The sequence below is a fragment of the Streptomyces cinnamoneus genome, from assembly GCF_002939475.1.
GTDB classification, from domain to species: domain Bacteria; phylum Actinomycetota; class Actinomycetes; order Streptomycetales; family Streptomycetaceae; genus Streptomyces; species Streptomyces cinnamoneus_A.
The window spans coordinates 87,864-112,605 of the sequence record NZ_PKFQ01000002.1 but is presented as its reverse complement, the minus strand read 5'-3'; the positions used below and the strand labels follow the sequence as shown (position 1 = coordinate 112,605).

Genomic DNA, 24,742 nt, shown 5'->3' with positions numbered 1-24,742 from the left:
GCCCTTGGTCGACGGTCTTCTGCCCTACGTCCTTGGTCGTACGGCGCCGTGGACGTACCGCCGCGCGGCACATATCCGGGCGACCAGGGGGCACTGAACCGACCATGGACTACCTTCCTCACTTCCATCGCGAAGTCCGGGCGTTCGAGGCCGTGGCCCGCTGGCTGGCGGCCGACGGCTCGGGGGCTCCGCTGGTTCCGTCCTGTCCCGGCTGGTCCGTCTCCGATCTGGTCGCGCATCTGGGCGGGGTGCAGAGATTCGTGGCCCACCTCGTCCGGGAGCGGATGACGGACCCTCCGGACAGCATGGCCGATCTGATCGCCCGCACGCCGGCCCCCGGGACGGACCTCTCCTTCCTCGGGCTGCCCGAGGACCGCGCGGGCTGGCCGGTGTCGTTCGACGACGCGCCGCATCGCGGGCCGCTGCCGGTGGGCATGGTCGACTGGTTCACGAAGGGGGCCGCGGCGATGGAGGCGCTGTGGCGGAGCACCGACCCGAAGGAACGGGTGTGGACCTTCGGGCCGGACCAGACCGTGGCGTTCTGGCTGCGGATCCAGACCATCGAGGCGGCCGTGCACCGCTGGGACGCCGAGAACGCGGTGGGGAGCGCACAGCCGGTCGACGCCGGGCTCGCCGAGGACGCCATCACCCACACCTTCGAGGTGATGGCGCCGGCCAGGCGGGCCTGGACCCAGGCGCCGCCCGGCTCCGGGGAGCGGTTCCGGTTCCGGCGGACGGACGGGGCGGGCGACTGGAGCGTGCGCTTCGAGGGCGACGAGGTCCGGCTCGATACCGGCGACGGCCCCGGCGCCGACGACCCCGACGGCGACAGCGGCGGTGCCGTGGAGCTGGCCGGTACGGCGTCGGACCTGATGCTGTTCCTCTGGCAGCGGATCCCGGCCGACCGGCTCGACGTGGTGAAGGGCGACCGGGCCGCGCTGGACCGCTATTTCGTCCTCGTTCCGCCCGTGTGACCGGCGAACCGGCCGGAAAGACGTGTCGGAGGGGCACCGGGGTCGCCCGGAAATGTAAGCAGGAGGCATGCGCCTCCAGCATCATCCACCCGACCTCGGGCGACGGTGGAATCCCAGCTCCGCGCTGATCGCGGTGCCCCTCGGGCTCATCGTGCTGATCGTGGTGGTCGATCTCCTGACCGCCCCGAACATCCACCTGGGACCGCTCCTCGTCGTGGCGCCCGCGATCACCGCGGCCTTCGGGGGTCCCTTGCTCACGGCCGCCATCGGGGCCCTGGCCGTGGGAGCCCAGGTCGCCATCGGTGTCTTCCACGGCGGGCTCTTCACGGCCAACCACCAGGCCCAGATCGCCGCCCTCCTGGTGATCTCCCTCTTCCTCGTCGGCTTCCGCTATGTGCACGAGCGCCATGAGCGGCAGCTCGGGCAGGCCCGGCTGGTGGCCGACGTGGCCCAGAAGGTGCTGCTCCGGCCCCTTCCGCCGCGTATCGGACCGCTGCGGCTCGCCGCGGTCTACGTGGCGGCGGAGGAGGAGGCCCAGATCGGCGGCGATCTGTACGCCGCCGTGCGCACCCCCGACGGCACCCGGGTGATGATCGGCGACGTCCGCGGGAAGGGGCTGCCCGCGGTCGGGGACGCGGCCCTGCTGCTGGGCGCCTACCGTGCCGCCGCGCACCGCAACCCTCCCCTGCCCCGGCTGGTGGCGCACCTGCAGAACACCATCTACTCCGACGCGGACCCCAACGGCGACGTGGCCACGGGCGAGAGCTTCGTGACCGCGGCGGTGCTGGACATCCCCGACACCGAACCCGTGATCCACCTCATCAGCTGCGGCCACCCGCCGCCCCTGCTGCTGCGCGAGGAGGAGGTCGTCGTCCTGACGGTCAGTGACCCGGCCCTGCCGCTGGGCGTGGGCGGGGGCCTGACGGAGTCGGACTACACCGCGGAGACGTTCCCCTACGGGATCGGCGAGCTGCTTCTGCTGTACACCGACGGAGTCATCGAGGCGCGTGACTCCCAGGGCTCCTTCTACCCCCTCGTCGAGCGCGTCGCCGCCTGGCACGAGCGCGACCCGCAGCGGCTCGTCAAGCGTGTCCACGACGACCTGCTCGCCCACGCGGGCGGGTCCCTGGGGGACGACGTGGCCCTGGTCGCCATCGCACGCTGCCCCTGACCGCACGCGCCGCGCCTGCCGGGGACGGCGCCCCGCCGGCCGCATACTGCGATCACGGTCCGGGTCCGGGACCGGTGTTCAGGAGGACCGAGTCATGTTCAGCAGATCGCTCGCCGCGCGGACGACCCGCCGCGGGATGTTCTACGCACTGGCGGCCGCCGGGGGGGTCACGCTGGCCGGCGGGCCCGCCGGCCAGCCGCGTGCCGTGGCGGGTCCGTACGGGGCGGGCGCGGATCCACGGCGCCTCCCGGGGCGTACCGCCGCGCCGGCCGGCGCCGGGAAGCCGGAGCCGGCGAAGGCACGGGAGATCCGCTCGGAGTTCCTCCACGCGTGGCGCGGGTACAAGCGGTTCGCCTGGGGGCACGACGAGGTGGAGCCGGTCTCGGGCGGTTACCGCGAGTTCTTCGCCGACGGGCAGCCGGTGGGGCTGTCGATCGTCGAGGCGCTCGACACGCACTGCGTCATGGGCCTCGACGACGAGACCGACCTGTGTCTGCGCTGGATCGACGACCGGCTGGACTTCGACATCGACGCCGGTTTCCAGGTCTTCGAGGCCACCATCCGCCTGGTGGGCGGTCTGCTCGCCGGCTATCTCGCCACCCGCCGCCGGAGCCTGCTCGACCTGTGCGTGGACCTGACGGACCGGCTGCTTCCCGCCTTCACCAAGTCCCCCACGGGCATGCCCTACCGCTTCGTCAACCTGCGGACCGGGCGGGTCTCGGGCACCGTGCTGCCGCTGGCCGAGATCGGTACGCACATCCTGGAGTTCGGTCTGCTGTCCGAGCTCACCGGTGACGCCCGCTACCGGCGGGCCGCCAAGCGCGCCCTGCGCGCGGTCGTGCAGCGGCGCTCGTCGCTCGGCCTGCTCGCCACCAGCATGAACGTCGAGACCGGCCAGTGGGCCGACCGGTCGGCGGTCGCCGTGAACCCTCCGGCGGACTCGTTCTACGAGTACCTGTGGGGCGCGTGGGTGATGTTCGACGACGAGGAGTGCCGCGACTGGTTCCGGACGCTCGTCGACGCGTTCGTCCGTCACCAGTCCGAGCGGGTGGACGGCCTGCTGTGGTTCAAGCGCGTCGACTTCCGCACGGGTGCCCTGCTGGCGCGGCGCCAGTCCTCGCTGGGCGTCGCCGTCCTGCCCGTCGGCGGGGACAACGCCCTCGCGGCCGACTACTACCGGTCCTGGACCGCCGTGCTGGACGCGTACGCGGTCATCCCCGAGGAGATCGACTACCGGCGCCTGACGGTCCTGGACGCGCGGAACGAGCTCCGGCCGGAGTACGCCAACTGCGCGTTCGAGCTGTACTGGCAGACCGGGGACCCGGTCTACCGGACCACGGCGTGGCGCTACTTCGAGAACCTCAGGCGCCACCACCGGGTGCCGCACGGCTACACGGTCGTCACCGACGTCACCCGGCGGCCCATGCCGAAGGGCGACCACTGCCCCGCGTACGTGTTCGCGGAGAACTTCAAGTGGCTCTACCTCACCTTCGCCGGCACCGGGCGCTTCGACTACGACCGCGGCTACCTCAGCACGGAGGGCAAGATCCTGCGGGGCTCCCGTCCCGGATGAGCCGGAGGCCAGGATTCCGGTCCTGGGGGGCCGCTGCTTAGCATGACCGCATGAGCAACCGCGTCATCCACTTCCCCGACCAGGGGCTTCCCGGCTCCGTCGTCTACGTCGAGCACGGCGGGGAGAGCGAGCACGACGACCCCGACGGGCACGGCGACGCCACCGGCCCGGAGCCGGCGGGAACGCCCGTGGAGGTGGAGGCCCGCGGCCGGGTCGAGGTGCCGGCCGGCGCGCTGCTCGTCTACGCGGCGGACGCCGACGGCGACGCCCTCGCCGGACTGGCGCAGTGCCCGCCCGACGCCTTCGTGGTCGTCGACGTGCGCGGGGCGACGGACGAGACGGTCCGCTCGGTCGGCGGGCTGCGCGACCTGCGCACCCTGGTGCTGTCGGGCGACTTCACCGACGACTGCTTCGAGGCGCTGCGCGGACTGTCGTCGCTCGGCGACATGGTCGTGGAATCGCCGCGGTTCACCGGGGCCGGACTGGCCTCGCTCGCCGGGTCGGACACCCTCGACTCGCTCGACAGCCTGATCGTGTGCGACGGCGGCGCGTTCGATCCGGCCTCCCTGCGCGCCCTGGCGGGGGCGGAGGCACTGAACTCGCTGACGCTGGAGAACACGCGGGTCGACGACGCGCTGGCGGACGCGGTGCTGTCGCTGACGCCCACGCTCACCGACGTCAGCCTCACGGAGCGCCCGGGACACGCGCTGGAGGTGGCCGTGCTGGAACGGTTGCTCCGCGCGGGGCTGACCGTCAACGGCGTCTTCGCGCCCCCGGAGCACGCGGCGGCCTTCGCGGCCGCGGCGGCCGCCGAGGGCGAGGACGAGGACGACCTCGGCGGCCTGCCGGGCGGGGACCGGGACGAGAGGGCTCCGGCTCCCCTACGCGGCGTGCTGCGCGACCTCACCGACGAGGCGGAACTGAACGCGCTGCTGGCGGGTCCCACGCCCGTCCTGGTCCAGCTGACCGCGCCGTGGTGTGGCCCGTGCCACGTGCTCACGCCCGTCGTCGAAGACGTGGTCGAGGCGTGCGGGGACGGGCTGCGCGGCGCCGTGGTGGACGTGGACGCGGTGGAATGGGCGCAGGAACGGTTCGACTCGCTCAGCGTCCCCACGGTCGTCCTCCTCCGTGACGGGGCGGAGGTCTTCCGCTTCCACGGCGTCCGGTCCCGGCGGCAGCTCGCCTCGTGGCTGGAGGTCGCCGGCGTCCCGGCGACCGGCCGGCACCGCTTTTGAGCCGATCGCGGCGGCACCCCATCAGGAAGGTGACGCAGCGTCACCTGTCCGGCACGGTCTCCGTGCGGCCCGGCGACCCGGCGACCGTCCGCTCCCCGCTCCGTTCCGGGCCGCCCATCGCTGTACGTGCATGTCCGAAAATCGGACAGCCCTCGTGAAAGCGACCGGGCGGCTCTGCCACAGTCGTCGCCGTCAACCGGTTGACGATCAAGGAGGGTTGCCGTGAGGGACGCCGTTCCCGCCCGGATACGCACCACGCTCGCCAGGGGTGTGTCCGGGTTCATAGCCGTCGGCCTGTTATGGGGAAGCCCGGCCCGGGCGCAGGAGACGGGGGCCGACACCCCCGCCGCGCGGTCCGCGGCCGCGCAGGAGGCACCACTGCTGGACGCCGCTTCACCCGTCGGTGAGAGGTTCCGCTCGTCCGGCCGGCTCGTCGGGGGCGGCGGGACGACCTGCACGGCGACGCTCGTCCACGCCCCGGGCAAGCCGGACCCCCGGCGGAAGGCCCTGATCCTGAGCAACGGGCACTGCGTCAGCGACACGATGAAGACCAACGAGGTGACCGTCGACCAGCCGGCGGGCGGGGACTGGACCTTCACCCCCGCCTACTTCCACGACAACGCCTCGGAACACAAGACCTTCCCGGTGGAACACGTCGTGTACGCGACGATGAAGGACATCGACGTCTCGGTCCTGCGGATCTCCGCCACCTACGGGGAGCTGGCGAAGCTGAACGTCACGCCCCGGACGCTCGCCACCGCCCCGCCCGCGCCCGGCACGGCGCTGCACGCGGTGCACGCCCCCACCGACGGCGTGGAGGAGGGCAAACGCTTCCTGCGCCTGTCCACCTGCCGGGTCACCGGCTCCCCGGTGGCCCTGCACGAGTACACCTGGCTGTGGAAGGGCTTCGCCCGGACCGACTGCCTGGGCATCAGCGGCGGATCCTCCGGCGGCCCCGTCACCGCGGCCGGCGGTGACCAGCTGATCGCGATGCTCAACACCGTCGCCACCCCCGGCTACCTCGGCTGCGGCCTGGGCCGCCCCTGCGAGGGCGGCGCGGCCGGACTGACCGAGCCGAAGGACGACACCGTCTACGCCACGCCGGTCGACGCCGTCGCCTCGTGCCTGGAGAACGCGGACCTGCGCCTGGACCGGCCGGGCTGCCGGCTCGACCGGGGCGAGCAGGTGGACGTCGCCTCCTCCGGGCAGCACACCCGGAGCGAGACACCGCAGGGCCCCGCCCGCTGGGACGCGCACGTCACGCCCGCCGACGCCCGCCGGCACGCCTACGTCGCCTTCAAGACGGGCCCGTTCGGCGCCACCGACTGCACCCGGCCCGAGGGCTACTCCACGCCCCGGCGGCTGCCCCGGTCGGGTCTGGACCACACCGGGCTCCTGCCGAAGGAGGACAACCTGTACGTGCTGTGTGCCGTCGGCGGCCCGGACGCCACGGCCCACGGCAAGGGCTGGGCGGCCTCGTTCGCCCACCCGTCCTCCGCGTACGCGCGCGTGGACAACACCCCGCCGTCCGTCGCCCCCAAGCTGGACGTCCAGCGCTTCGACCACGAGAGCGGCCCCGTCCACTGGGTCCGCCCGGTGTACGCGCCGTGGGAGCTGACCTCGTACAAGATCAAGTACGGGCCGAAGGCGGCCACCGACTGCGCGGACCCTCAGGGTTACCGCCCCTACGTCGGTGTGCCGACGACCCTGAAGGTGTCCGAAGGACCCTGGACGTACTGCGCCATCGGCTACGACAACGCCGACAACCCGACCCTTCCGGCCGCCTTCACCCTTTCCTAGGGGGTGTCGTCGCCCAGGCATGAGGAAGCGCGGCGCGGCGTAGAGGCACTGCGCGGACAGGGCCGCGGGCAGCGCCGGGCGGCCGTCGTGCCGCGCCCGGCGCCACCGCGGCCGGGCCCCGATTGATCGCTCCGGCGATGCACGGGCGGGTGTTCCGTGGGTTGATGTGGGAAGGCGGCGCTCAGGGCCGGCCAGGCCGGTCGCGAACAGTCACTCATCCGGAGGAAGGTGCCATGGCGAAGCAGACGGTGGCCGAGCAGTTCGTCGACGTCCTCGTGCGGGCGGGAGTGCGAAGGCTCTACGGAGTCGTCGGTGACAGCCTCAACCCCGTCGTGGACGCCGTGCGCCGCAACGCCGCCATCGACTGGGTGCAGGTGCGCCACGAGGAGACCGCCGCCTTCGCCGCGGGCGCCGAGGCCCAGCTCACCGGCAGGCTCGCCGCGTGCGCGGGCTCCTGCGGGCCGGGGAACCTGCACCTGATCAACGGCCTGTACGACGCGCACCGGTCCATGGCGCCGGTCCTGGCGCTCGCCTCCCACATCCCCAGCAGCGAGATCGGCACCGGCTTCTTCCAGGAGACCCATCCGGACCAGCTCTTCCGCGAGTGCAGCCATTACAGCGAGCTGATCTCCAGTTCCCGCCAGATGCCGCGGGTGCTGCAGACCGCGATCCAGAACGCCGTCGGGCAGGGCGGCGTCAGCGTCATCACCCTGCCGGGCGACATCGCCGGCGAACAGGCCCCCGAGCGCAGCATCGAGCACGCGCTGGTCACCACCCGCCCGTCGGTGCGCCCCGGCGACGCGGAGATCGACGCCCTCGCCCGGATGGTCGACGAGGCGGACAAGGTGACGCTGTTCTGCGGCAGCGGCACGGCGGGGGCCCACGACGAGGTGATGCGGTTCGCCGAGCGGGTGAAGTCACCGGTGGGGCACGCGCTGCGCGGCAAGGAGTGGATCCAGTACGACAACCCGTACGACGTGGGGATGAGCGGGCTCCTCGGCTACGGCGCGGCCTACGAGGCCACCCACGAGTGCGACCTGCTGATCCTGCTGGGCACGGACTTCCCGTACAACGCGTTCCTCCCCGACGACGTGCGGATCGCCCAGGTGGACGTCCGGCCCCAGCACCTGGGGCGCCGTTCGAAGCTCGACCTCGCGGTGTGGGGCGACGTGCGCGAGACGCTGCGCTGCCTGACGCCCAAGGTCCGGGCCAAGAGCAGCCGCAAGTTCCTCGACAAGATGCTGAGGAAACACGCCGACGCCCTCGAAGGCGTGGTCAAGGCGTACACGCGCAAGGTCGAGAAGCACACGCCGATCCACCCCGAATACGTCGCCTCCGTGCTCGACGAGGAGGCGGCCGGGGACGCGGTCTTCACCGTCGACACGGGCATGAACAACGTCTGGGCGGCCCGCTACCTCACCCCCAACGGGCGGCGGCGCGTCATCGGTTCGTTCACGCACGGCTCCATGGCCAACGCGCTGCCGCAGGCGATCGGCGCGCAGCTGCTCGACCGGCGCCGGCAGGTCGTGGCGATGTCCGGGGACGGCGGCTTCTCCATGCTGATGGGCGACTTCCTCACGCTCGTCCAGTACGACCTGCCGGTGAAGGTGGTGCTGTTCAACAACTCCTCCCTGGCCATGGTCGAGCTGGAGATGATGGTGGGCGGGCTGCCCTCGTACGGCACGACCAATCACAACCCCGACTTCGCGGCCATCGCCCGTGCGGCCGGCGCGCACGGGGTGCGGGTCGAGAAGCCCAAGCACGTGCGCGGGGCGCTGCGCGACGCCTTCCGGCACAAGGGCCCGGCGCTCGTGGACGTCGTCACCGACCCGAACGCCCTGTCCATCCCGCCGAAGATCAGTGCCGAGATGGTCGGCGGCTTCGCGCTGTCGGCCGGCAAGACCGTGCTGTCGGGCGGTGTGGGGCGGATGGCGCAGATGGCCCGTTCCAACCTGCGGAACGTGCCGCGGCCCTGACCGGCGGGCGTCGCTCGTACGGCCGTCGTTCAGGGCGTGAGGATCAGCCGGACGGGGTTGCCCTCCTTCTTCTGGAGGCGCTCGACCCCCGTCGCGGCCTCGGCCAGCGGCAGGGTCGCGCTGACGGACCGTCCGAGGTCCAGGCGGTGCAGGCGGGCGAGGGTGACGAGCTCGTCGACGTGGGCGGGCGCCGAGCCGTAGTGGCCGAGGATGCGCTGTTCCCGGTAGCTGAACGCGATGCCGTCGCTGACGGTCAGCGGGGCCGGGCCCAGGCCCACGACGACGAGCCGGCCGCCGTGCCCCAGGCAGCGCACGGCCTGTTCGCGCACGGCCGGCACGCCCGCCGTGTCGAGGGCGAGGTCCAGGCCCGCGCCCGAGGTGGCGGCGAGGATCCGCCCGCGCACGTCGGGGTCGGCGGGGTCCAGGGCCAGATCGGCACCGAGGTCGAGCGCCCGCTCGCGCGCGGCCTCCAGCGGGTCGACGGCGACCACGGGTGCCGCGCCGGCGAGCCGCAGCAGCTGGACCGCGTGCGCGCCGAGACCGCCCACGCCCCAGACGCCCGCCGGCCGGGCGGGGCGGACCTGTCCCGTCGCGGTGATCGCGGCCCACGGCGTGGAGACGGCGTCCGGGATGACGGCGGCCTGTTCGAAGGGGAGGTCGTCGGGGAGGACGACCAGGGTGTGGTGGGAGGCCAGGGCGAACTCGGCCCAGCCGCCGTCGTAGTCGACCCCGCGCGTGAGGACGCTCCGGCACGGCGCGAAGCGGACGCAGTCGGCGCAGGCCCCGCAGCGCTCCCCCGCCTGGAGCAGGACCCGCCGGCCCTCGGTCCACCCGGCGGGGACGTCCGGCCCGATCGCGTCGACGACACCGGCCGTCTCGTGGCCCAGGGTGACCTTGTCGAGGGTCGTGCGCCCGGGCTTGAGGCTGCCGTCGATGAGGTGGACGTCCGACAGGCAGATGCCGGCCGCCTTGACCTTCACCCTCACCTGCCCCGGCCCCGGGTGGGGGACGGGGACCTCCTCGACGGCGAAGCCGCCGGAGCGCAGGTCGAGTCGTCCGGCGAGCATGGTGGCGGTCATGGGGCCTCCTGGAGCGCGGGCTGACGGTCGGTGGAGCCGGTGAGCGGTTACACGATGGATCCGACGGGGCCGGTGCGACAAGGCCCCCCTGCGTGCGGTACGGGCCGCCGGTCCGTGATCTCCGCGCCCCCCGCTCGTTGGGCCGGGTGACGACGCTCGGGGGCGCCTCGCGCCCGGAGGTGGGGAGGGCGGTCCCTTGGCCGGTACGGACGACATTCCCGGTCCCGGGCGGCGGCGGGTGCTCGCCGCGGCGACGGCCGCCGCCGGAGGGCGCCTGGACGGACCGGCGGGCGCTCACCACGACCTGGCCCGGCGCCTTCCGGACCGGTTTCCCCGCGGGCGCCCGCTGGGAGGACGCCGTGGCCGTCCTGGACCGCCACGACCCCGGGCGGGTCTTCGGCAGCCCCTTCGTGGACGCCCTGCTGTCCTCCGGCTGACGGGCCGCCCCCTTCCGGCGGAACGCTCCGCATATGCGAGGCTTGAGGTGTCCGGGAGGCCGGGGGCGCGGCGCCCGCCCTCCCGGTGGATCCGAAAGGGACTGGGACATGTTGCAGCACAGAACCGTCGGCGACCTGATGACCCATTCGGTCGTGCGGGTCCAGCGCGGGACGCTGTTCACCGAGATCGTGCACGTGCTTCAGGAACACGACATCACGGCCGTACCGGTGGTGGACTCCGCCGACCGTCCGGTGGGCGTCGTCTCCGAGGCGGATCTGCTGGCCAAGGCTGCGAAGCAGCCGCCGTCCCCGGGCGGCCGGCAGCCGGCGCCGGTGGGCCCGGTGACGGCCGCGAAGCACGAGGCGACCACCGCCGAGGGCCTGATGACCAGCCCCGCCGTCTGCGCCCGCCCGGAGTGGAGCGTCGTCGAGGCCGCGCGCACAATGGAGCGGCACCGCGTCAAGCGGCTGCCCGTCGTGGACGACACCGGGCGGCTGGTGGGCCTGGTCAGCCGTGGCGACCTGCTGCGCGTGTTCCTCCGCACGGACCGCGCGATCCGCGACGAGATCGTCGAGGACGTGGTGGTGCGCACCCTGCACGAGTCGCCGTCGGCCATCGGCGTCGAGGTCACGGGCGGTCAGGTCAGGCTCAGCGGATCGGTGCGGCGCAAGAGCCTCGTACCCGTGCTCGTGCAGCTGTGCGGCAGCGTGGACGGCGTGGTGAGCGTCGATCACCACCTGACGGCGGAGACGGACGACGACGCGTCCGCGCAGCACGGCTGACGTCCTCTCACCTCGCCCGGGCGCCCTACGGCGCGCCGGGCAGCGGGTCGTGGCGGATCCGGTCGGCGGGCAGGCCCAGGTCCCTCAGCTCCGCCACGGTGGCGCGCACCATCTCCGGCGGCCCGCTGACCGCCGCCGCGCGCCCCGACCAGTCCAGACCCAGCCTCTCCCCGTGCCGCCGCACCGCCGCGAGCGTGGCCGGGGTGCCGCCGAAGACCGGCAGGACCCGCAGCCAGGGGCGCCGGCGCTCGACGTCGGCCAGCCAGTCGCGGTCGTAGAGGTCCGCGTGGTGGCGCGCGCCCACGAAGAGGTGGACCCTCCTGTCGCCCGGGGGCCGGGTGCCCAGCTCGTCCACCAGGGCCTTGAAGGGGGCGAGGCCCGTGCCGCCCGCCACCAGCAGCAGGTCGTGGGTGAGGTGGCCGTCCAACGTCATCGTCCCCGCCGCCGGCCCCAGCCGCAGGGTGTCGCCCACGCGCGTGCGGCTGACCAGGGCCTCGCTCACCCCGCCGGCACCGGTCCGGCGGACGTGGAACTCGATCTCGTCGTCGGCCCGGGGAGCGCAGGCCATCGAGTACTGCCGCCAGGCGTGCGGCAGGGAGGGCGCCTCCAGCGCACCGTACTGCCCCGCGCGGTAGGGGTAGCGCTCATGGGTCCTGACGCGTAACACCGCGAGGTCGGGGCGCCTGAGCTCGTGGCCGACCACCGTGGCGTGCCAGGCCGGCGGTTCGGTGATCGCGGCGTCCGCGCCGGCGACCATGGCCCCGACCGCGAACCGCAGCATGCGCAGCCACGCCCCTTCCAGCTCCGTGGTCCAGCGGGCACCCGCCCGCGCGCGCAGTGCCTCGCACAGCGCCGCCTCGAACGCCTCGTAGTGGGCCGGCCGGACCCCGAGCTTGCGGTGGTCGCGGCCGAGCCGGGTGAACGTGGCGGCCACCTCGTCCGGGCGGTCCAGACGGTCGGTCAGATAGCCGAAGACCTGAGCGAGGTGCTGCCGCTGAAACGTCATGGAGTCGGGGAAGAGCGAGCGCAGGTAGGGCCAGCGCCCGAACATGACCTCGTACAGGTGGGTGATGAGGTCGTCGAACGGCGTGACCAGATGGAGCCCGCCGAGGATCAGCCGCCGGTCGGCCTCGTCGCACGGCGGCCGGTGTGCGCCGCCCGCGGTGGTGCGGTCGGGGGCCGCGACGGCTCCCGGCGAGAGCATCTGACGGCGCAGCCGCATCGCGTCGTGCCGCGCCAGCAGCGCGTAGTAGTCGTTGCCCCTGGTGGTGTTCACGTGCCGTCTCTCCTCGTGCCGGGCGCAGAGCGCAAGGAGTATGGCACCGCCGGAACGTGCCCGTTCGGCCCGGGGACGGGGGGCCGAACGGCCCATTCCGTCGATGATCGTCTTCGGCTTCACTGGGCCTCCGTGGTCGCGGCGGGCGCCCGCCGCGACCACGTCCAGGCCGCCCGGCGGCAACCGCGGGGCATGTGGATCGTTGGACGGGTGCCATGAGGATTCCCCGTGTGCTGGTCGCCCTCGCCGTCGCGGTCTGCGCGTTCGTTCCACCCGGGGACCGGCCGGCCGCCGGTCCCCCCGGGGTCGGGCGGGTGCGTCCGGCCACGGCGTTGGACGAGGCGTGGGGGGCCTACGCCGAGCGCCCCGGGCGAAGTCACTGGACCGGTGGGGACAGCACCTACTCCGTCGCGACGGCCGCCGGTGAGCTGTGGGTCTTCTCCGACACCTTCCTCGGCACCGTCCGGGCCGACGGCTCCCGCCCGCCCGTCGCCGGCGCGGGCGGCACGACGCCCTTCGTGCACAACAGCTTCGTGCTGTGGCCCGCCGCCGGGCGCCCCCGGACCGTCACCGGCCGGGACCGGTCCGGCGGGCCCGCGCCCGTGGTGAGCGGCCCTTCCCGCGACCAGTGGTACTGGGCCAGGGCGGGAGTGGCCGAGGGCCGCGGTGCCGCCATCGTCTACGCCCGGTACGCGCGCACCGGGAGCGGTCCGCTGGACGTGGCCTGGCAGGGCAACGTGCTGGCGCGGTTCGGCCCCGGCCGGCCGGACCGGCCGCGTTCCCTCACCCCGCTGCCCTCCTCGGCCCGCACCGCCTGGGGCGCGTGGCTGGAGCGACAGGGCGGCCACACCTACGTCTACGGCACCGAGCAGGGCCCGCTGGGCGCGCACTACCTCCGGCTCGCACGTGTCGCCGGATCCGATCTGCGCCGGCCGTGGCAGTACTGGACGGCCGACGGGAAGTGGTCCGCGCGGGAGTCGCGGTCGGCGCGGCTGACGGGCGCCGACGGGGCGGCGCTGCGCACCTCGGACGAGCTGAGCGTGGTCCGGCACGGCCGCTGGTACGCCCTGGTCACCCAGCGGTCGGACGAACCGTTCAGCGCTCAGGTGCAGCTCGCCTGGTCCCGTACGCCCCACGGCCCGTTCACCCGGCCACGGACGGTGTACACGGCGCCGGAGGCCGGCCCGTCGGGCACGTACCGCAACCGGAACGTCATCGCCTACAACCCGCACGAGCACCCCGAGCTGGAGCGCCCCGGGGAACTCGTCGTCTCCTACAACGTCAACAGCCTCGTGCCGCAGGACGTGATCGACCGGGCCGGCGTCTACCGGCCCCGTTTCCTGCGCGTCACGCTCGGGCCGCCGGGCGGGTGAGGGCGCGGCGGCCGGGCGCGTGCGGGGCCCGGGGCGGGGGTCAGGAGGCCGGGGCGGGGGTCGGGCCCTCCATCTGCTTGCTGATCCATTCCATGGGTCCCTGTCCCAGGCCGGGGACGTAGGTCCGGGCGTTGTGCTTGCCGCCGGGGATCTTCTTCAGCATCGTGTGGACCGGGCCCTTGTCGTACTGGCTGCGGAACTGGTCCACCTGGCTGATGGTGAGGGGGTCCTCGGCCGTGCCGTACTGGAAGGCGAGGTAGACGTCCGGGCCCTTGGCGTCGATGAGGCGCTGGGCGAGGACCTTCGGGTTGTTCTCGGCCTTCTCCTGCTCGTGGCCCTTCCACAGCGGGGAGTCCGGGACGATGTCCGGGCCGGAGGCGATGACGGCCTTGAACTTGTCCGGGTGCTTCAGCACGGCCTTCAGGCCCGCGAAGCCGCCGGAGGAGGAGCCCATGAACGCCCATCCGTCACGCGACTTCAGCGTGCGGAAGTTGGCCTTGACCAGGTCGGGGACGTCCTCGGTCAGCCAGGTGCCCATCTTGGGCTGATCGGGGATGTCGCTGCCGTCGTAGTAGAACTTCCTGTTCGGGTTCAGGGTGGGCATCACGACGACGAAGGGCAGGCTCTTGCCTTCCTTCACCCAGGTGCTGATGTTCGCCTGGAGCGCGAGATCGCCGCCGATCCAGTAGTTCGTCTGGGCACCGTCGCCGCCGGGCAGGGCTATGAGGACCGGGAAGCCGCTCTTCTCGTACTGCTTCTCGTAGTACTCCTTCGGCGCCCAGACCCATACGTTCCCCGTAAAACCGGACTTCTGCCCCTGGTACTTGGTTTTGGCGATCTTGGTGCCGTCACCCAGGGTGCTCTCCACGGTGAACTTCGCCTCGGGCCCGGTGGGCATCAGCGTTCTGGATTCCTCCCCGCTCTGCCCGCCGGCCTGTCCGTCCGCTCCGCCTCCCTGCTTGCCGCCGCCCTTGTTCGCCTGGGCAAAACTGACCGGATCGCCCTTGTCCGAAAATACGCCGAGGTAGTGGAGAATCGGCCAGCCGAGGAGGCCGAGGGCGACGAGCGCGACCACGGGAACGATCCACCGCTTCTTCCTCGACCCGGGACCGGGCATGGGAGGTGAAGGTGGCATCGGGGGCAAGTGGGTCATGTGCGCTGCTCCGCGTGTTCCGGTCTGCCGCCAGCGGCATAAACGTGCTGTTCCGAAAGTTACGGATGCGAATGTACCTGCCAAAGTTCCCCCGTCCCGCATTCCCAGGGGGCTTGCCAGTCCACCCTCCCGAGCACAAGAAGGACAAAGGCCTTTTCCCTCGTCGGACGGCCCGGGAATGGGGCACGACGCGCCGGGGAGGCAACATCATTCGGGGTGGACCGAAGAACCGGCTATCGTCATAATCGGGCCCTTACCTCGTTGAATCCGACAGAGGGAGGGACAGGGGGAGGGCATGGTCTACCGGATTCATTTCACGACCGAAGACCTGGCGCGCACCCGGGTGGCAGACGCACCGCGGCCGTTATTGGAGCTGAGCATCGCCGTCCGGGTGCTGCAACTGCGGAACCCGCCCCCCGGTTTCGGTGCCTGGCGCCGGCAGGCGCTGGCCGGCCTCGATCCCTCGGCGCGCATGGTCTTCGAGTTGATCCCGGCCACGGGCCGCTCTCCCGCGTTCTTGTCCCTGACCCAGGGCGGCAGCCCCGAGGACCACCTTGAGCTGGTGCGCTCGACGCCCCGGACCCGGATCCGCGAGGATCTGGCACGGCTCTCGGAGCGCCAGGTCCGGCTGCCCCGCTGGGCCCAGCACCTCGGCGAGGACCAGCGGCTACTCCGCCAGCTCCACGGTGCGCTGGGCCACCTGCACGAACGGATCCTGGCACCGCACTGGCCGCGCATCGAGAGCCTGGCCTCAGCGGACAGGGCCCTGCGCATCAGGCAGCTGAGCGACGGCGGGGTGCACGGCATGCTCAGCGGCCTGAACTCACGCCGCATCCGCTGGAACCCCCCCGTCCTGGAAGTGACCATCGTGCCCGGCTTCCACGGCGACCTGTATCTGGAGGGCCGCGGACTGCTCCTCATCCCCTCCTTGTTCGCGCCCATCCCCTTCGTGGACCCCAAGGCCGTCCCCCAGCCGTACCTGGCCTACTCCCTCCACCACGACGACCCCGATCCGCTGGCCCTCGCCTCCGCCCCCCGGGCCTCCTCCCCCGCGCCGAACCCGCTGGCCGCGCTCCTGGGCAGGACCCGGGCCGCCGTGCTGTCGTCGATCGCCGAGCACCCGGGCCGGAGCACCAGCGAACTGGCCGCGTTCGTCGACATCTCACCCGCGAGCGCGAGCGAACACGCCACGGTCCTGCGCGCGGCCGGGCTCATCTCCACCGCCCGGCACCGCAACACGGCCCTGCACACCATCACCCCGACCGGTTCCGCGCTCCTCAACGCCCCCGCCGCGACGGGCTGACCCCCGCCCACCGGCCCGGGGACGCACCGGGGCGCCGCGCCGCCATGGCGGTGCGCCAGAACCGACCGCCGCGCCCTCACGTCTTCAAGGCTGCCGCCGCCTCCTCCCCGGCGGGGGCCGCGGGAAGGTCCCCCGGCCCGTGCGCGGGGGGCGGTCCCATCGAACAAAGGACGGTAGTGAACGACATACGCAGACCGGCCACGGCGGACGTGCCGCCCGAGGAGCCGTCGGCGCGGTTGCGTCCGCGCGGACTGGTGGACCTGCGCGGGCGGCACGACCCGCCGGCCGTGCTGCTCTATCCCCCGGGGGCCGTGGTGGTCGTCTCGGGGCTGCCCGGCAGCGGCAAGAGCACGCTGATGCGGCGGTGGTCCGCCTGCGCGGCCACGGTCGACCCGCGGGTCGTCCACGAGGCATGCCAGTCCGTGATGCCCGAGCGCCTGCCGTACGCGGTCTACCGGCCCTGGGCACGGCTGACGTACGCCCGGTGGCTGCGCACCGAGGCGCGCGGCGGGGCTCCGCTGCTGGTGCACGACTGCGGCAGCCGTTCGTGGATGCGCCGCTGGCTGGCCCGGACGGCCGGGCGGCAGGGGCGCGAGCTGCACCTGGTGCTGCTGGACGTCGGGGTGGCCGAGGCCCTCGCCGGGCAGGCCGTCCGGGGCCGGCGGGCGCCGGGGCGCGTCTTCGCCAAGCACCGCAGGGGGCTGGGCCGGCTGCTGGGCACGCTGTCCGCCGCGGCGGGGGCACCGGGCGACCGGCTCCCGGGCGCCGTGCTCCCGGTGCCGGACGCGGTGGCGGAGGCCGCCTCGGTGGTGCTGCTCGACCGCACCTCGCGCGAACACGTGGCGGCGGTCGAGTTCGGCTCCGGCACCGGCCGCGCCGGCCCGGAGCCGGGCGTCACTCAGCCCTCGGCGAGCGGCGAGCGCAGGTAGACCTGGCCGGACGCCTCCTTGGGGATCTCTTCCTTGAGGAGGGAGGCGGCCCGGCCGACCGGGCCGCCGGCGGAGGTCAGGCCGGCGACGCGGGAGGTGAGCGGGGCGGTGCCCCGCCCGTGCGCGTCGTCGGCCTGCGCGGTGCCGGCGGCACAGGCCAGGCCCCCCACAGCCAGGAGGACCGAACCGGCGGCGATACGGGTGGCGAAATGATGGTTCATGTCCCCTTTAACGATCTGCGGGGGTACCCGACACGAGGGAGGCCGGCGCCGTCGGGGGCGACGCCGGCCCGGCCTCAGTACCGGAGGACGGCCGCGAGGCGGTCCGCCTCGGCGAGGGCGTCGTCGGGGAGGAACTCGATGTCCGCGCCGCCCGCGAGGGCGGCCTCCACGATCTCGTCCACCACGTCCTCGTGGACGTCCGGGTCCGCCAGCAGCGGTTCCGTCGGCGCCTCCACCCGCAGGGGGTGACCGCCGTTGCCGTCGACCCGCGCGGTGACCTGGTAGTGGTCCTCGACCGCGAGGAGCGCCACGCGGCCCTCGCGCACCGTCCGCCAGATCTCGTCCAGGCCCGAGGTGAAGCGCCGGCTGCCGCGCGCGTCGCTGAGGCGGCGCAGCACCTCCTCGTGGCGCGAGGAGCGGCGCTGGTCGAAGGCGGGGTGGAGCATCCCGAGGATCTCGTGGGCGGACTTGCCCGCGGCGCCGCCGTTCTCCACCCGGGCGGTGATCGCGGCGCTGTTGGGGTACAGCTTCTCGAACAGCGCGATCTGCTCGCGCAGGCCGATGACGTACAGCGGCCGGGGGCGGCGGTCCATGACGGGAGCCAGGGCGGCGGCGACAGCGCGCATGTACTGGCGCTCGCGCTCGACGTGCGACTCCTCGCGTGAGGACAGGGGGTGGTTGCCGACCTTGTCGAAGTTCCGGCCGGGCAGCGCGTCCTGGTGGTCGGGGAGGGCGGGCCGGACGGGGAAGCCGTTCTCCGTGGCCTCGACGAGGTTCTCCCCCGTGCCGTCCCACAGCCGTGTCTCGCCCTCGGACAGCACGAGGGCCCAGTACGGCTCCTCCACGAGGCGGGCGGCGACGAGGTTGCGGGTGAGGAAGGTGTCGTCGATCATCACGCGCTGCGGCACCATGCGGGGCAGGTACCAGACCTGGTGCTCGCCGGGGGCGGCGAGGACGAGCAGGCCGTCGGACCCGTGGGTGAGGTCGACCTCGGCCACCGCCGCGTCGAGCCGGGCCTCGACGTCCATCCGGGCGGCCCGTGTGACCCGGGGGTCCTCGGCGAGCCGCCGTTTGGCCTCGGCCACGGTGTTGCGCAGCCTGACCTGGTCCTCGGGGCGGTACGGGGCGCGCCGATTCGTGGGCATCTGGAGCGACACAGCCGGGTATTCGCGCTTTCGACGCAGGTCGCTGAGTGTTTCATCGGTCAGAGCGCCGATGTCCATCGTCGTCCTCCTCCGGGCCCGGGATGCTTTCAGGTGACCAGACGGGCGGCGGCACGGCCAGTCGTACTCGGCCGCACGGACCAATGCCCCGGGCCGGGCCGGCCCCGCGGCGTCTCCCGCTCGCCTTGCCGCGCCGCGGCGTTTCAACCACGGAGATCCCGTAGAAAGGGCGAGCGCGGGTGGGAGGTGTCAGTCTGGGCGGAGAACTCCGGCGGAATCCTCGAAGGGGCGAAGATGATCACCACCGACTTCCTGGCCGGCTCCCCGTGCTGGATCGATCTGGGCGCGCGGGACGTCACCGCGGCCGCGGCCTTCTACGACGCGGTCTTCGACTGGGAGTTCGAGTCGCTCGGTCCCGAGGCGAACGGCTACGGCATCTTCAAGAACGACGGCCGGATCGTGGGCGCGGTCGGCCCGCTGACCGAGACCGGGGCCCGCTCCGCGTGGATGATCTACTTCAACACCCCCGACGCCGACGCCACGGCGCGGACGGTGGAGCGCCTGGGCGGGGCGGTGCGGGTCGCGCCGCTCGACGCCGACGGCGCGGGCCGGATGGCCCAGTTCACCGACCCGCAGGGCGGCCAGTTCGCCATCTGGCAGCCCGGCACGTCCAGGGGACTGGAGCAGACCGACGCCCCGGGGGCGCTGGCCTGGACCGAGCTGTACACCACGGACGCGGCGGCCGCGAAGAAGTTCTACGGCAGCCTGTTCGGCTGGGAGACCTCCGACATCCCGCTGCCGGGCGACGGCGGCACGTACTCCCTCGTCACTCCGGCCGGCAAGGGCCAGGAGCGGATGCAGGGCGGTGTGATGCAGGTCGGCTCCGAGGCCCTGACGCTGAACGGCGGCCGGCCGTACTGGCACCCGGTGTTCGCCGTCGTGGACTGCGACACCACGGTGGCCGCGGTCACCGGCAACGGCGGCAGTGTGCAGATGGGCCCGGAGGACGCGGAGGGCGTCGGGCGGCTGGCCGTCTGCCTCGACCCCTTCGGCGCCGACTTCGTGGTGCTCGCGCCCGCCGGCCAGAGCTGACACGGCGGTCAGGGCGGGGGCGGCGGACGGGGCCGGTGCGGGCGCGTTCCAGGCCGGCGTGTTCCAGGCGAGGCGTTCTCCGGGGCGGGGCGTTCCGAACCGGGGCGTTCCAGGTGAGGCCTTCGCCGGGGCGGCCCGGAGCCGCGCGGTCTCCGGCGCGGCGTCAGGCGGGCGTCCAGCCGGGGTCGCGTCCGGTCAGCCCGAGCATCCGGTCGAGCGGCGGGGCGTCGGCCGGGACGTCGACGGGCGGGCCGAAGAGGCCGCCGTCGGCGGGCCGCTCCTCCGGGTCGGGCCGGGGGAAGCCCGACACGAACTCCAGGCAGGCGGCCAGCTCCGCCTCGTCGCAGTCGAACGGCTGGCCGGTGGCGCGGGCGACGTCCCAGCCGTGGACGACCAGTTCGTCCAGTGCCACTCGGGCCGCCACGCCCGCCGGCAGGTCCACTCCCCCGGCGCGGGTCACGCCCTCCCAGGCGGCGGGGTCGCGCCAGGCGTCGGCGAGGGCGGTGAGCCGCTCGGGGATCCGGGTGCGCCAGTCCGTCTCCAGCCGGGCGGCGTCGCCGGAGGGGGGCGGGGAGCCCGCCGGCTCCGGGGCGGTCTTGGTGGCCGCCGCGGTGAACGCGCCGGCCAGGCCGCCCACGTGCTCGATCAGGTCGCCCAGGGTGTAGCGCTCGCAGGGCGTCGGCGCCGTCAGCCACTCGTCGTCGACCGCCCTTAGCAGACCCGCCATCCGCTGCGCGGCGGGCCCGAGGTCGAAGTCCACCGTCATCGCGTCTCCTTCAGCATGCGTCCGTGCGGAAGCGGCACGGCCAGCACACACGCCGCCGGGCGGCGGGGCAAGGCGGCGCCGTCCGCTCCGGTGACGCGGGCCGGTGGCGGAACCGGCCAGGACGTCCTGCGTCACCCACAAGGATCCGGTCACTCGAAGGACCGGTTTCGCGGCCGTCCGCACGAGCCGTGCCCGCTGAACGGGTCAAGCAGGGACAACCTGTGACAACCGGCCTATTGGCAGAGCTCGCACAGCAAGGACGGCCTTTGATGCACCGAGGCGGAGAAGAAGGAGAGCACGGCGCGACCGCCGCCCGTACGGTCGCGCCGGGAGAGCAGCTGCGCCGGCTGCGCCAGGCGCGGGGGATGTCCCTGGCCGGGCTGTCCCACCTGGTCCACTACAACAAGGGCTACCTGAGCCGGGTCGAGACCGGTGAGAAGCCGATGACACCGGAGGTCGCCCGGCGGTGCGAGGGGGCCCTGGAGGCGGAGGGCGAGCTGTCCCCCCTGGTGGCGGGGGCGACGGAGGAGCGGCGCGGGGCCCGCGGCCGTCCCCTGGAGGTGTGCCCCTACCGGGGACTGGCGGCCTTCGGCACCGCGGAGGCGAGCTGGTTCTTCGGGCGCGACCGGGCGACGGCGGCGCTCGTGCACCGCCTCACCGAGCGGCTCGACGGGGCGGGCCCGGTCGCCGTGGTGGCGGCCTCGGGGACGGGCAAGTCCTCGCTGTTGCAGGCCGGGCTGGTGCCCGAGCTGCGCCGCGGCGTCCTGCCGGTCGCGGGGGCGAACCGCTGGCCGGTGGTCAGCACGCGGCCCGGGGAACGGCCGCTGGAGGAGCTCATGGACCGGCTGGCCCGGGTCACCGGGCTGACGGCCGGGGAGCTGCGGCAGGCCCTGGCCCGTTCGCCGGGCGCCCTCGCCACGGCGGTCCACGAGGCGCTGGGCGGCACGGACGGCTGCCGAGAGCCGGTGCGGCTGGTGCTCGTCGTCGACCAGTTCGAGGAGGTCTTCACCCTGTGCCCGGACGCCCGTGAGCAGGGCGAGTTCATCCGCGCCGTGCACGCCCTGGCGACGGGCCCGGCCTTCGCGGACGGCCGGGACGGGTCCGCGGCGCTGGTGGTGCTGGGCATGCGGGCCGACTTCTACGGCCGGTGCCTGGCCTTCCCGGAGCTGGCGGCCGCGATGCGGGACGGCCAGCTGCCGCTGGAGCCCATGCGGCCGGACGAGATCCGCGAGGCGGTGGTGCGGCCCGCCCTCGCCGTGGGGCTGGACCTGGAGCCGGGGCTGGTGGAGCTGATGCTGCGCGACCTCGGGGCCGGCGACCGGGGCCAGGGGCACCGCGCCGCGTACGAACCGGGCGCGCTGCCGCTGCTGTCCCACGCCCTGCTCGCGACCTGGCAGCGGCGCCGCAAGCGGACGCTGACCGTGGAGGGCTACCAGCAGGCGGGCGGCATCGCCGGCGCGGTGGCGGCCACGGCGGAGCGCGCGTACGCGCGGCTGTCCCCCGCGCACCAGGACGCGGCGCGGTCCGCCCTCCTCCAGCTGGTCCGCCTCGACGAGGACGGCCGGGCCACGCGGCTGAGGGTGCCGTGCGAGCTGCTGCTGCGGCAGGCCGGGCCGCGGTCGCAGGCGACGGCGGAGGTGGTGGAGGAGTTCACCCGGGCCCGCCTGCTGACCGTCGACGCCGACCGGGTGACCCTCGCCCACGAGGCGGTGCTCCGGGCGTGGCCGCGCCTGCACGGCTGGATCGAGACCCATGCCGCGCTGCTGCGCGGCCGGCAGCAGCTGGCCGCCGCCGCCCGGCAGTGGGACGCGGAGGGCCGTGACCCGGCACTGCTGCTGCGCGGCAACAGACTGGCGACGGCCCGGGAACTGGCCGGTCACCCGGTGCTGGCGGTGACGGGCGTGGAGCGGGCCTTCCTGGAGGCCGCGACGGCGCAGGCCGCAGCGGAGCTGGACACCGAGCGGCGTCGCACGCGTGTGCTGCACCGGATGCTGGCCGCCCTGGCCGTGCTCCTGGTGCTGGCCCTGACCGGTGCCGTCGTGGCGGTGCACCAGGGGCGGCAGGCCGTGGCGCAGCGCGGTGCGGCCCGGTCGGACGAACTCGCCTTCCGGGCGACGTCCTTGAGCACCTCCCGGCCGGAGGTGTCGATACTGCTGGCGACCGCCGCCTGGCGGCAGGCCCACACGCCCGCGGCGGCCAGCGCGGTCCTCAGTTCCCAGGCGCAGTCCTACGCCGGCCGGCTGGCGGGCCACCGGGGCCCGGCCTTCGCCGTCGCCTGGCAGCCGCGGGGCGGGCACCTGCTGTCGGCCGGCGCCGACGGGACCGTCCGGGTGTGGGACGTGGCCGGGAGCCGGGGCTCGTCGGTGCTGGCGGGCCACCGCGCGCCGGTACGGGCGCTGGCGGCCGCCTCCGGCGGGCCGCTGGTCGCGTGGGGGACGGACGAGGGCGAGGTGACGGTGTGGAACAGCGCGACCGGCCGGCGGGCCCCCGCGGGCCGGCACACGGGTCCCGTGCGCGCCGTCGCGCTGTCCGGCCGGGGGGAGTCGGTGGTCTCGGCGGGAGAGGACGGCAGGGTCAGGATCGCGCACCCCGGCCGCCCGGCCGCCGAGGCCGAGGTCCACGACGCGGGCCTGGGGCCGCTGTACGCGGCCGCCGTCACGGGCGACGGCGGCCGGGTGGCCGCCGCCGGGCTGGACGGGCGGGTGTGGCTGCTGGACGTGGCCGCGGGGCGGGCGCGGGTCGTCGGCTCGAAGGAGCACGGGCAGATCCGCTCCCTGGCCTTCTCCCCGGACGGGCGGCGCCTGGCCACCGGTGAGTGGCACGACGACGTCGGGCTGTGGGACACGCTCAGCGGCAAGCGGGAGGCGGCGCTCGAGGGCGCCCAGGACTCCGTCTTCGCCGTGGCCTTCTCGCCCGACGGCAAGCGCCTGGCCGCCGCCAGCCAGGACGACACCGCCCGCGTCTGGGACGTCGCCGAACGGCGCCGGATCGCGGTGCTGTCCAGTCACCTGGGCCCGGTGCACGGCATCGCGTTCTCCCCCGACGGCAGGACGCTGGCGACCTCGGGCGAGGACGGCACGCTGCGGCTGTGGAACCCGCAGGGGTCCGTACGGGCCCCGCTGCCCGGGGCGGCCTGGCTCGACGCGGCCCTCAGCCCCGACCGTTCGCTGCTCGCGGTCGCCGGGAGCGACGGCACGCTGCGGCTGTGGCGGACCCGGGAGCGTACGGCCCGGACCGTGCGGGCCGGGAGCGTGCCGGTGCGCGCGGTGGCGTTCAGCCACGACGGTTCGCTGTTCGCGGCCGGGGACGAGCACGGGACGGCCACCGTGTGGCGCACCGCCGCGCCCGACCGGCCGCTGTACCGGTGGCGGGCCCACTCCCGGCCGCTGACCTCGCTCTCCTTCCGGCCCGGCGACGCCCGGACGCTGGCCACCGCCAGCGAGGACCACACCGCGAGGCTCTGGCGGGCCACCGGGGAGGCCCCGCTGCCGGGACGACGGTTCACCGGGCACGGGGACGCCGTCTACCGGGTGCTCTTCCTCGACGGCGGCACGCTGGCCACGGGCAGTCTGGACAACACCGCCCGGATCTGGCGGGTCTCGGACGGCCGTCAGCTGCACGAGCTGGCCGACCACGCCGACACGGTGCTCGGCCTCGCCAAGAGCCCGAGCGGGATCCTGGCGACGGCCAGCCGTGACTACACGGTCAAGCTCTGGGACCCGCGCGACGGGCGGAGGCTGCGGACGCTGGCCGGCCACACCGGCCCCGTGACCTCGGCCGTCTTCAACCCGAGCGGGACGCGGCTGGCGACCACCGGCCGGGACGACACCGTCCGCATCTGGGATCCCCGCGACGGCCGGCTGCTGTTCACCCTCACCGGGCACACCGGCCGTGTCCGGGCGGCGGCGTTCCTCGCCGACGAGGGGCCGGTGGTCTCCGTCGCCGAGGACGGCACCGTGCGCTGGTGGAACCTCTCGGTCCCCCGAGTACTGGCCGGCACGTGCAAGGCGGTGGGCCACACCGACCGGGCCGTCTGGCACCGGCTGCTGCCCGACGTGCCGTACGGCCCCGGCTGCGGCTGAAGGCGCCGGGACCGTACGGCGGGGTTGCCCGGTGCCTCTTGCCCCACGGGCAACGGGCAACCCCTGTACCGGCGCCCCGTCGCCTACCGAGACTCACAGTGCCGGAAGTGATGATTCCGCCACCCGCGGCGCCTCGGCCAGCCCCCACCCCCTCACGAAGGAGGACCCCCATGAACGGCAGCGCCTCTCAGGTATGGGCCTTCGCGGTCACCATGGCCGCCTGCGTCACGCTCATCCTCTTCGGTCACACCACCCCCGCCGCCCTCACCGAGTACGCGGCGATCCTCACGGGCCTCTACAGCGCCTGGCACAACCGCCACCCCTAAGCCGTGGGGTGAAGATCACAGCACGGCCCC

Annotated in this window: 20 protein-coding genes; 14 read left to right on the top strand and 6 right to left on the bottom strand. The window is 74.1% G+C overall.

Annotated elements, in window-relative coordinates:
• The first annotated feature begins 104 nt into the window (after positions 1–104).
• The 6 genes from CYQ11_RS28660 to CYQ11_RS28635 all read left to right on the top strand — a co-directional run bounded on the left by CYQ11_RS28660 (position 105) and on the right by CYQ11_RS28635 (position 8,729).
• On the top strand, positions 105–974 hold the full coding sequence (locus CYQ11_RS28660; RefSeq protein WP_099197920.1) for a maleylpyruvate isomerase family mycothiol-dependent enzyme: 870 nt from the start codon (positions 105–107) through the stop codon (positions 972–974).
• Positions 975–1,041: 67 nt separating this feature from the next.
• A complete protein-coding gene (locus CYQ11_RS28655; protein ID WP_099197921.1) occupies positions 1,042–2,145 on the top strand; it encodes a PP2C family protein-serine/threonine phosphatase in 1,104 nt (367 codons plus the stop codon).
• Between the two features lie 94 nt (positions 2,146–2,239).
• Positions 2,240–3,718 carry a glycoside hydrolase family 47 protein gene (locus tag CYQ11_RS28650; RefSeq protein WP_240003201.1) on the top strand — a complete coding sequence of 493 codons (1,479 nt, stop codon included), beginning with the start codon at positions 2,240–2,242 and terminating at the stop codon, positions 3,716–3,718.
• A 50-nt stretch (positions 3,719–3,768) separates the two neighbouring features.
• Positions 3,769–4,953: a thioredoxin family protein gene (locus CYQ11_RS28645; RefSeq protein ID WP_099197922.1), complete on the top strand. Its 1,185-nt coding sequence runs from the start codon at positions 3,769–3,771 to the stop codon at positions 4,951–4,953.
• 222 nt (positions 4,954–5,175) lie between these two features.
• Positions 5,176–6,753, top strand: a complete 1,578-nt coding sequence (locus CYQ11_RS28640) for a trypsin-like peptidase domain-containing protein (RefSeq protein ID WP_099197923.1) — start codon at positions 5,176–5,178, stop codon at positions 6,751–6,753.
• 233 nt (positions 6,754–6,986) lie between these two features.
• The gene (locus tag CYQ11_RS28635; protein ID WP_099197924.1) at positions 6,987–8,729 is read left to right on the top strand and encodes a pyruvate dehydrogenase; all 1,743 of its coding nucleotides are present in this window, start codon (positions 6,987–6,989) and stop codon (positions 8,727–8,729) included.
• 29 nt (positions 8,730–8,758) lie between these two features.
• Here the strand turns inward: CYQ11_RS28635 and CYQ11_RS28630 are convergent, their stop codons facing one another.
• A complete protein-coding gene (locus tag CYQ11_RS28630) occupies positions 8,759–9,808 on the bottom strand; it encodes a zinc-binding dehydrogenase (protein WP_099197925.1) in 1,050 nt (349 codons plus the stop codon).
• A gap of 146 nt (positions 9,809–9,954) precedes the next feature.
• Between CYQ11_RS28630 and CYQ11_RS28625 the strand changes: the two genes are divergently transcribed.
• Together CYQ11_RS28625 and CYQ11_RS28620 are read left to right on the top strand one after the other, a co-directional pair.
• Entirely contained in the window at positions 9,955–10,245 is a 291-nt protein-coding gene (locus CYQ11_RS28625; protein WP_181143896.1) for a cholesterol oxidase substrate-binding domain-containing protein, read from the top strand.
• A gap of 111 nt (positions 10,246–10,356) precedes the next feature.
• Positions 10,357–11,028, top strand: a complete 672-nt coding sequence (locus CYQ11_RS28620) for a CBS domain-containing protein (protein ID WP_099197997.1) — start codon at positions 10,357–10,359, stop codon at positions 11,026–11,028.
• A 25-nt stretch (positions 11,029–11,053) separates the two neighbouring features.
• On the opposite strand, the gene CYQ11_RS28615 is transcribed toward CYQ11_RS28620, so the two are convergent.
• Positions 11,054–12,304 (bottom strand): globin domain-containing protein, encoded by a 1,251-nt coding sequence (locus CYQ11_RS28615; protein ID WP_398780422.1) that lies wholly within the window; start codon positions 12,302–12,304, stop codon positions 11,054–11,056.
• Positions 12,305–12,519: 215 nt separating this feature from the next.
• Between CYQ11_RS28615 and CYQ11_RS28610 the strand changes: the two genes are divergently transcribed.
• Positions 12,520–13,677, top strand: a complete 1,158-nt coding sequence (locus CYQ11_RS28610; protein WP_099197927.1) for a DUF5005 domain-containing protein — start codon at positions 12,520–12,522, stop codon at positions 13,675–13,677.
• Positions 13,678–13,717: 40 nt separating this feature from the next.
• Here CYQ11_RS28610 and CYQ11_RS28605 read toward each other — a convergent pair whose 3' ends face one another.
• Entirely contained in the window at positions 13,718–14,794 is a 1,077-nt protein-coding gene (locus CYQ11_RS28605) for an alpha/beta hydrolase (RefSeq protein WP_099197928.1), read from the bottom strand.
• A gap of 331 nt (positions 14,795–15,125) precedes the next feature.
• Between CYQ11_RS28605 and CYQ11_RS28600 the strand changes: the two genes are divergently transcribed.
• Both CYQ11_RS28600 and CYQ11_RS28595 read left to right on the top strand, forming a co-directional pair.
• Positions 15,126–16,133 (top strand): winged helix-turn-helix domain-containing protein, encoded by a 1,008-nt coding sequence (locus tag CYQ11_RS28600; protein WP_104651134.1) that lies wholly within the window; start codon positions 15,126–15,128, stop codon positions 16,131–16,133.
• 176 nt (positions 16,134–16,309) lie between these two features.
• Positions 16,310–17,062, top strand: coding sequence for an AAA family ATPase (locus CYQ11_RS28595; RefSeq protein WP_099197929.1), 753 nt, complete (start codon positions 16,310–16,312; stop codon positions 17,060–17,062).
• On the opposite strand, the gene CYQ11_RS28590 is transcribed toward CYQ11_RS28595, so the two are convergent.
• Positions 17,032–17,283, bottom strand: coding sequence for a hypothetical protein (locus CYQ11_RS28590; protein WP_099197930.1), 252 nt, complete (start codon positions 17,281–17,283; stop codon positions 17,032–17,034). The two genes, CYQ11_RS28595 and CYQ11_RS28590, sit on opposite strands and share 31 nt — an antisense overlap.
• Positions 17,284–17,357: 74 nt before the next feature.
• The gene (locus tag CYQ11_RS28585) at positions 17,358–18,506 is read right to left on the bottom strand and encodes a baeRF3 domain-containing protein (protein WP_099197931.1); all 1,149 of its coding nucleotides are present in this window, start codon (positions 18,504–18,506) and stop codon (positions 17,358–17,360) included.
• Positions 18,507–18,740: 234 nt separating this feature from the next.
• Here CYQ11_RS28585 and CYQ11_RS28580 point away from each other — a divergent pair, with 234 nt between their 5' ends.
• Positions 18,741–19,538 (top strand): VOC family protein, encoded by a 798-nt coding sequence (locus CYQ11_RS28580; RefSeq protein WP_099197999.1) that lies wholly within the window; start codon positions 18,741–18,743, stop codon positions 19,536–19,538.
• A gap of 163 nt (positions 19,539–19,701) precedes the next feature.
• Here CYQ11_RS28580 and CYQ11_RS28575 read toward each other — a convergent pair whose 3' ends face one another.
• Entirely contained in the window at positions 19,702–20,304 is a 603-nt protein-coding gene (locus CYQ11_RS28575; RefSeq protein ID WP_099197932.1) for a TIGR03086 family metal-binding protein, read from the bottom strand.
• A 269-nt stretch (positions 20,305–20,573) separates the two neighbouring features.
• Here CYQ11_RS28575 and CYQ11_RS28570 point away from each other — a divergent pair, with 269 nt between their 5' ends.
• Both CYQ11_RS28570 and CYQ11_RS29905 read left to right on the top strand, forming a co-directional pair.
• Positions 20,574–24,386: an nSTAND1 domain-containing NTPase gene (locus CYQ11_RS28570; RefSeq protein WP_099197933.1), complete on the top strand. Its 3,813-nt coding sequence runs from the start codon at positions 20,574–20,576 to the stop codon at positions 24,384–24,386.
• Positions 24,387–24,556: 170 nt separating this feature from the next.
• Positions 24,557–24,712 carry a hypothetical protein gene (locus CYQ11_RS29905; RefSeq protein ID WP_181143895.1) on the top strand — a complete coding sequence of 52 codons (156 nt, stop codon included), beginning with the start codon at positions 24,557–24,559 and terminating at the stop codon, positions 24,710–24,712.
• The last annotated feature ends 30 nt before the right edge of the window (positions 24,713–24,742 follow it).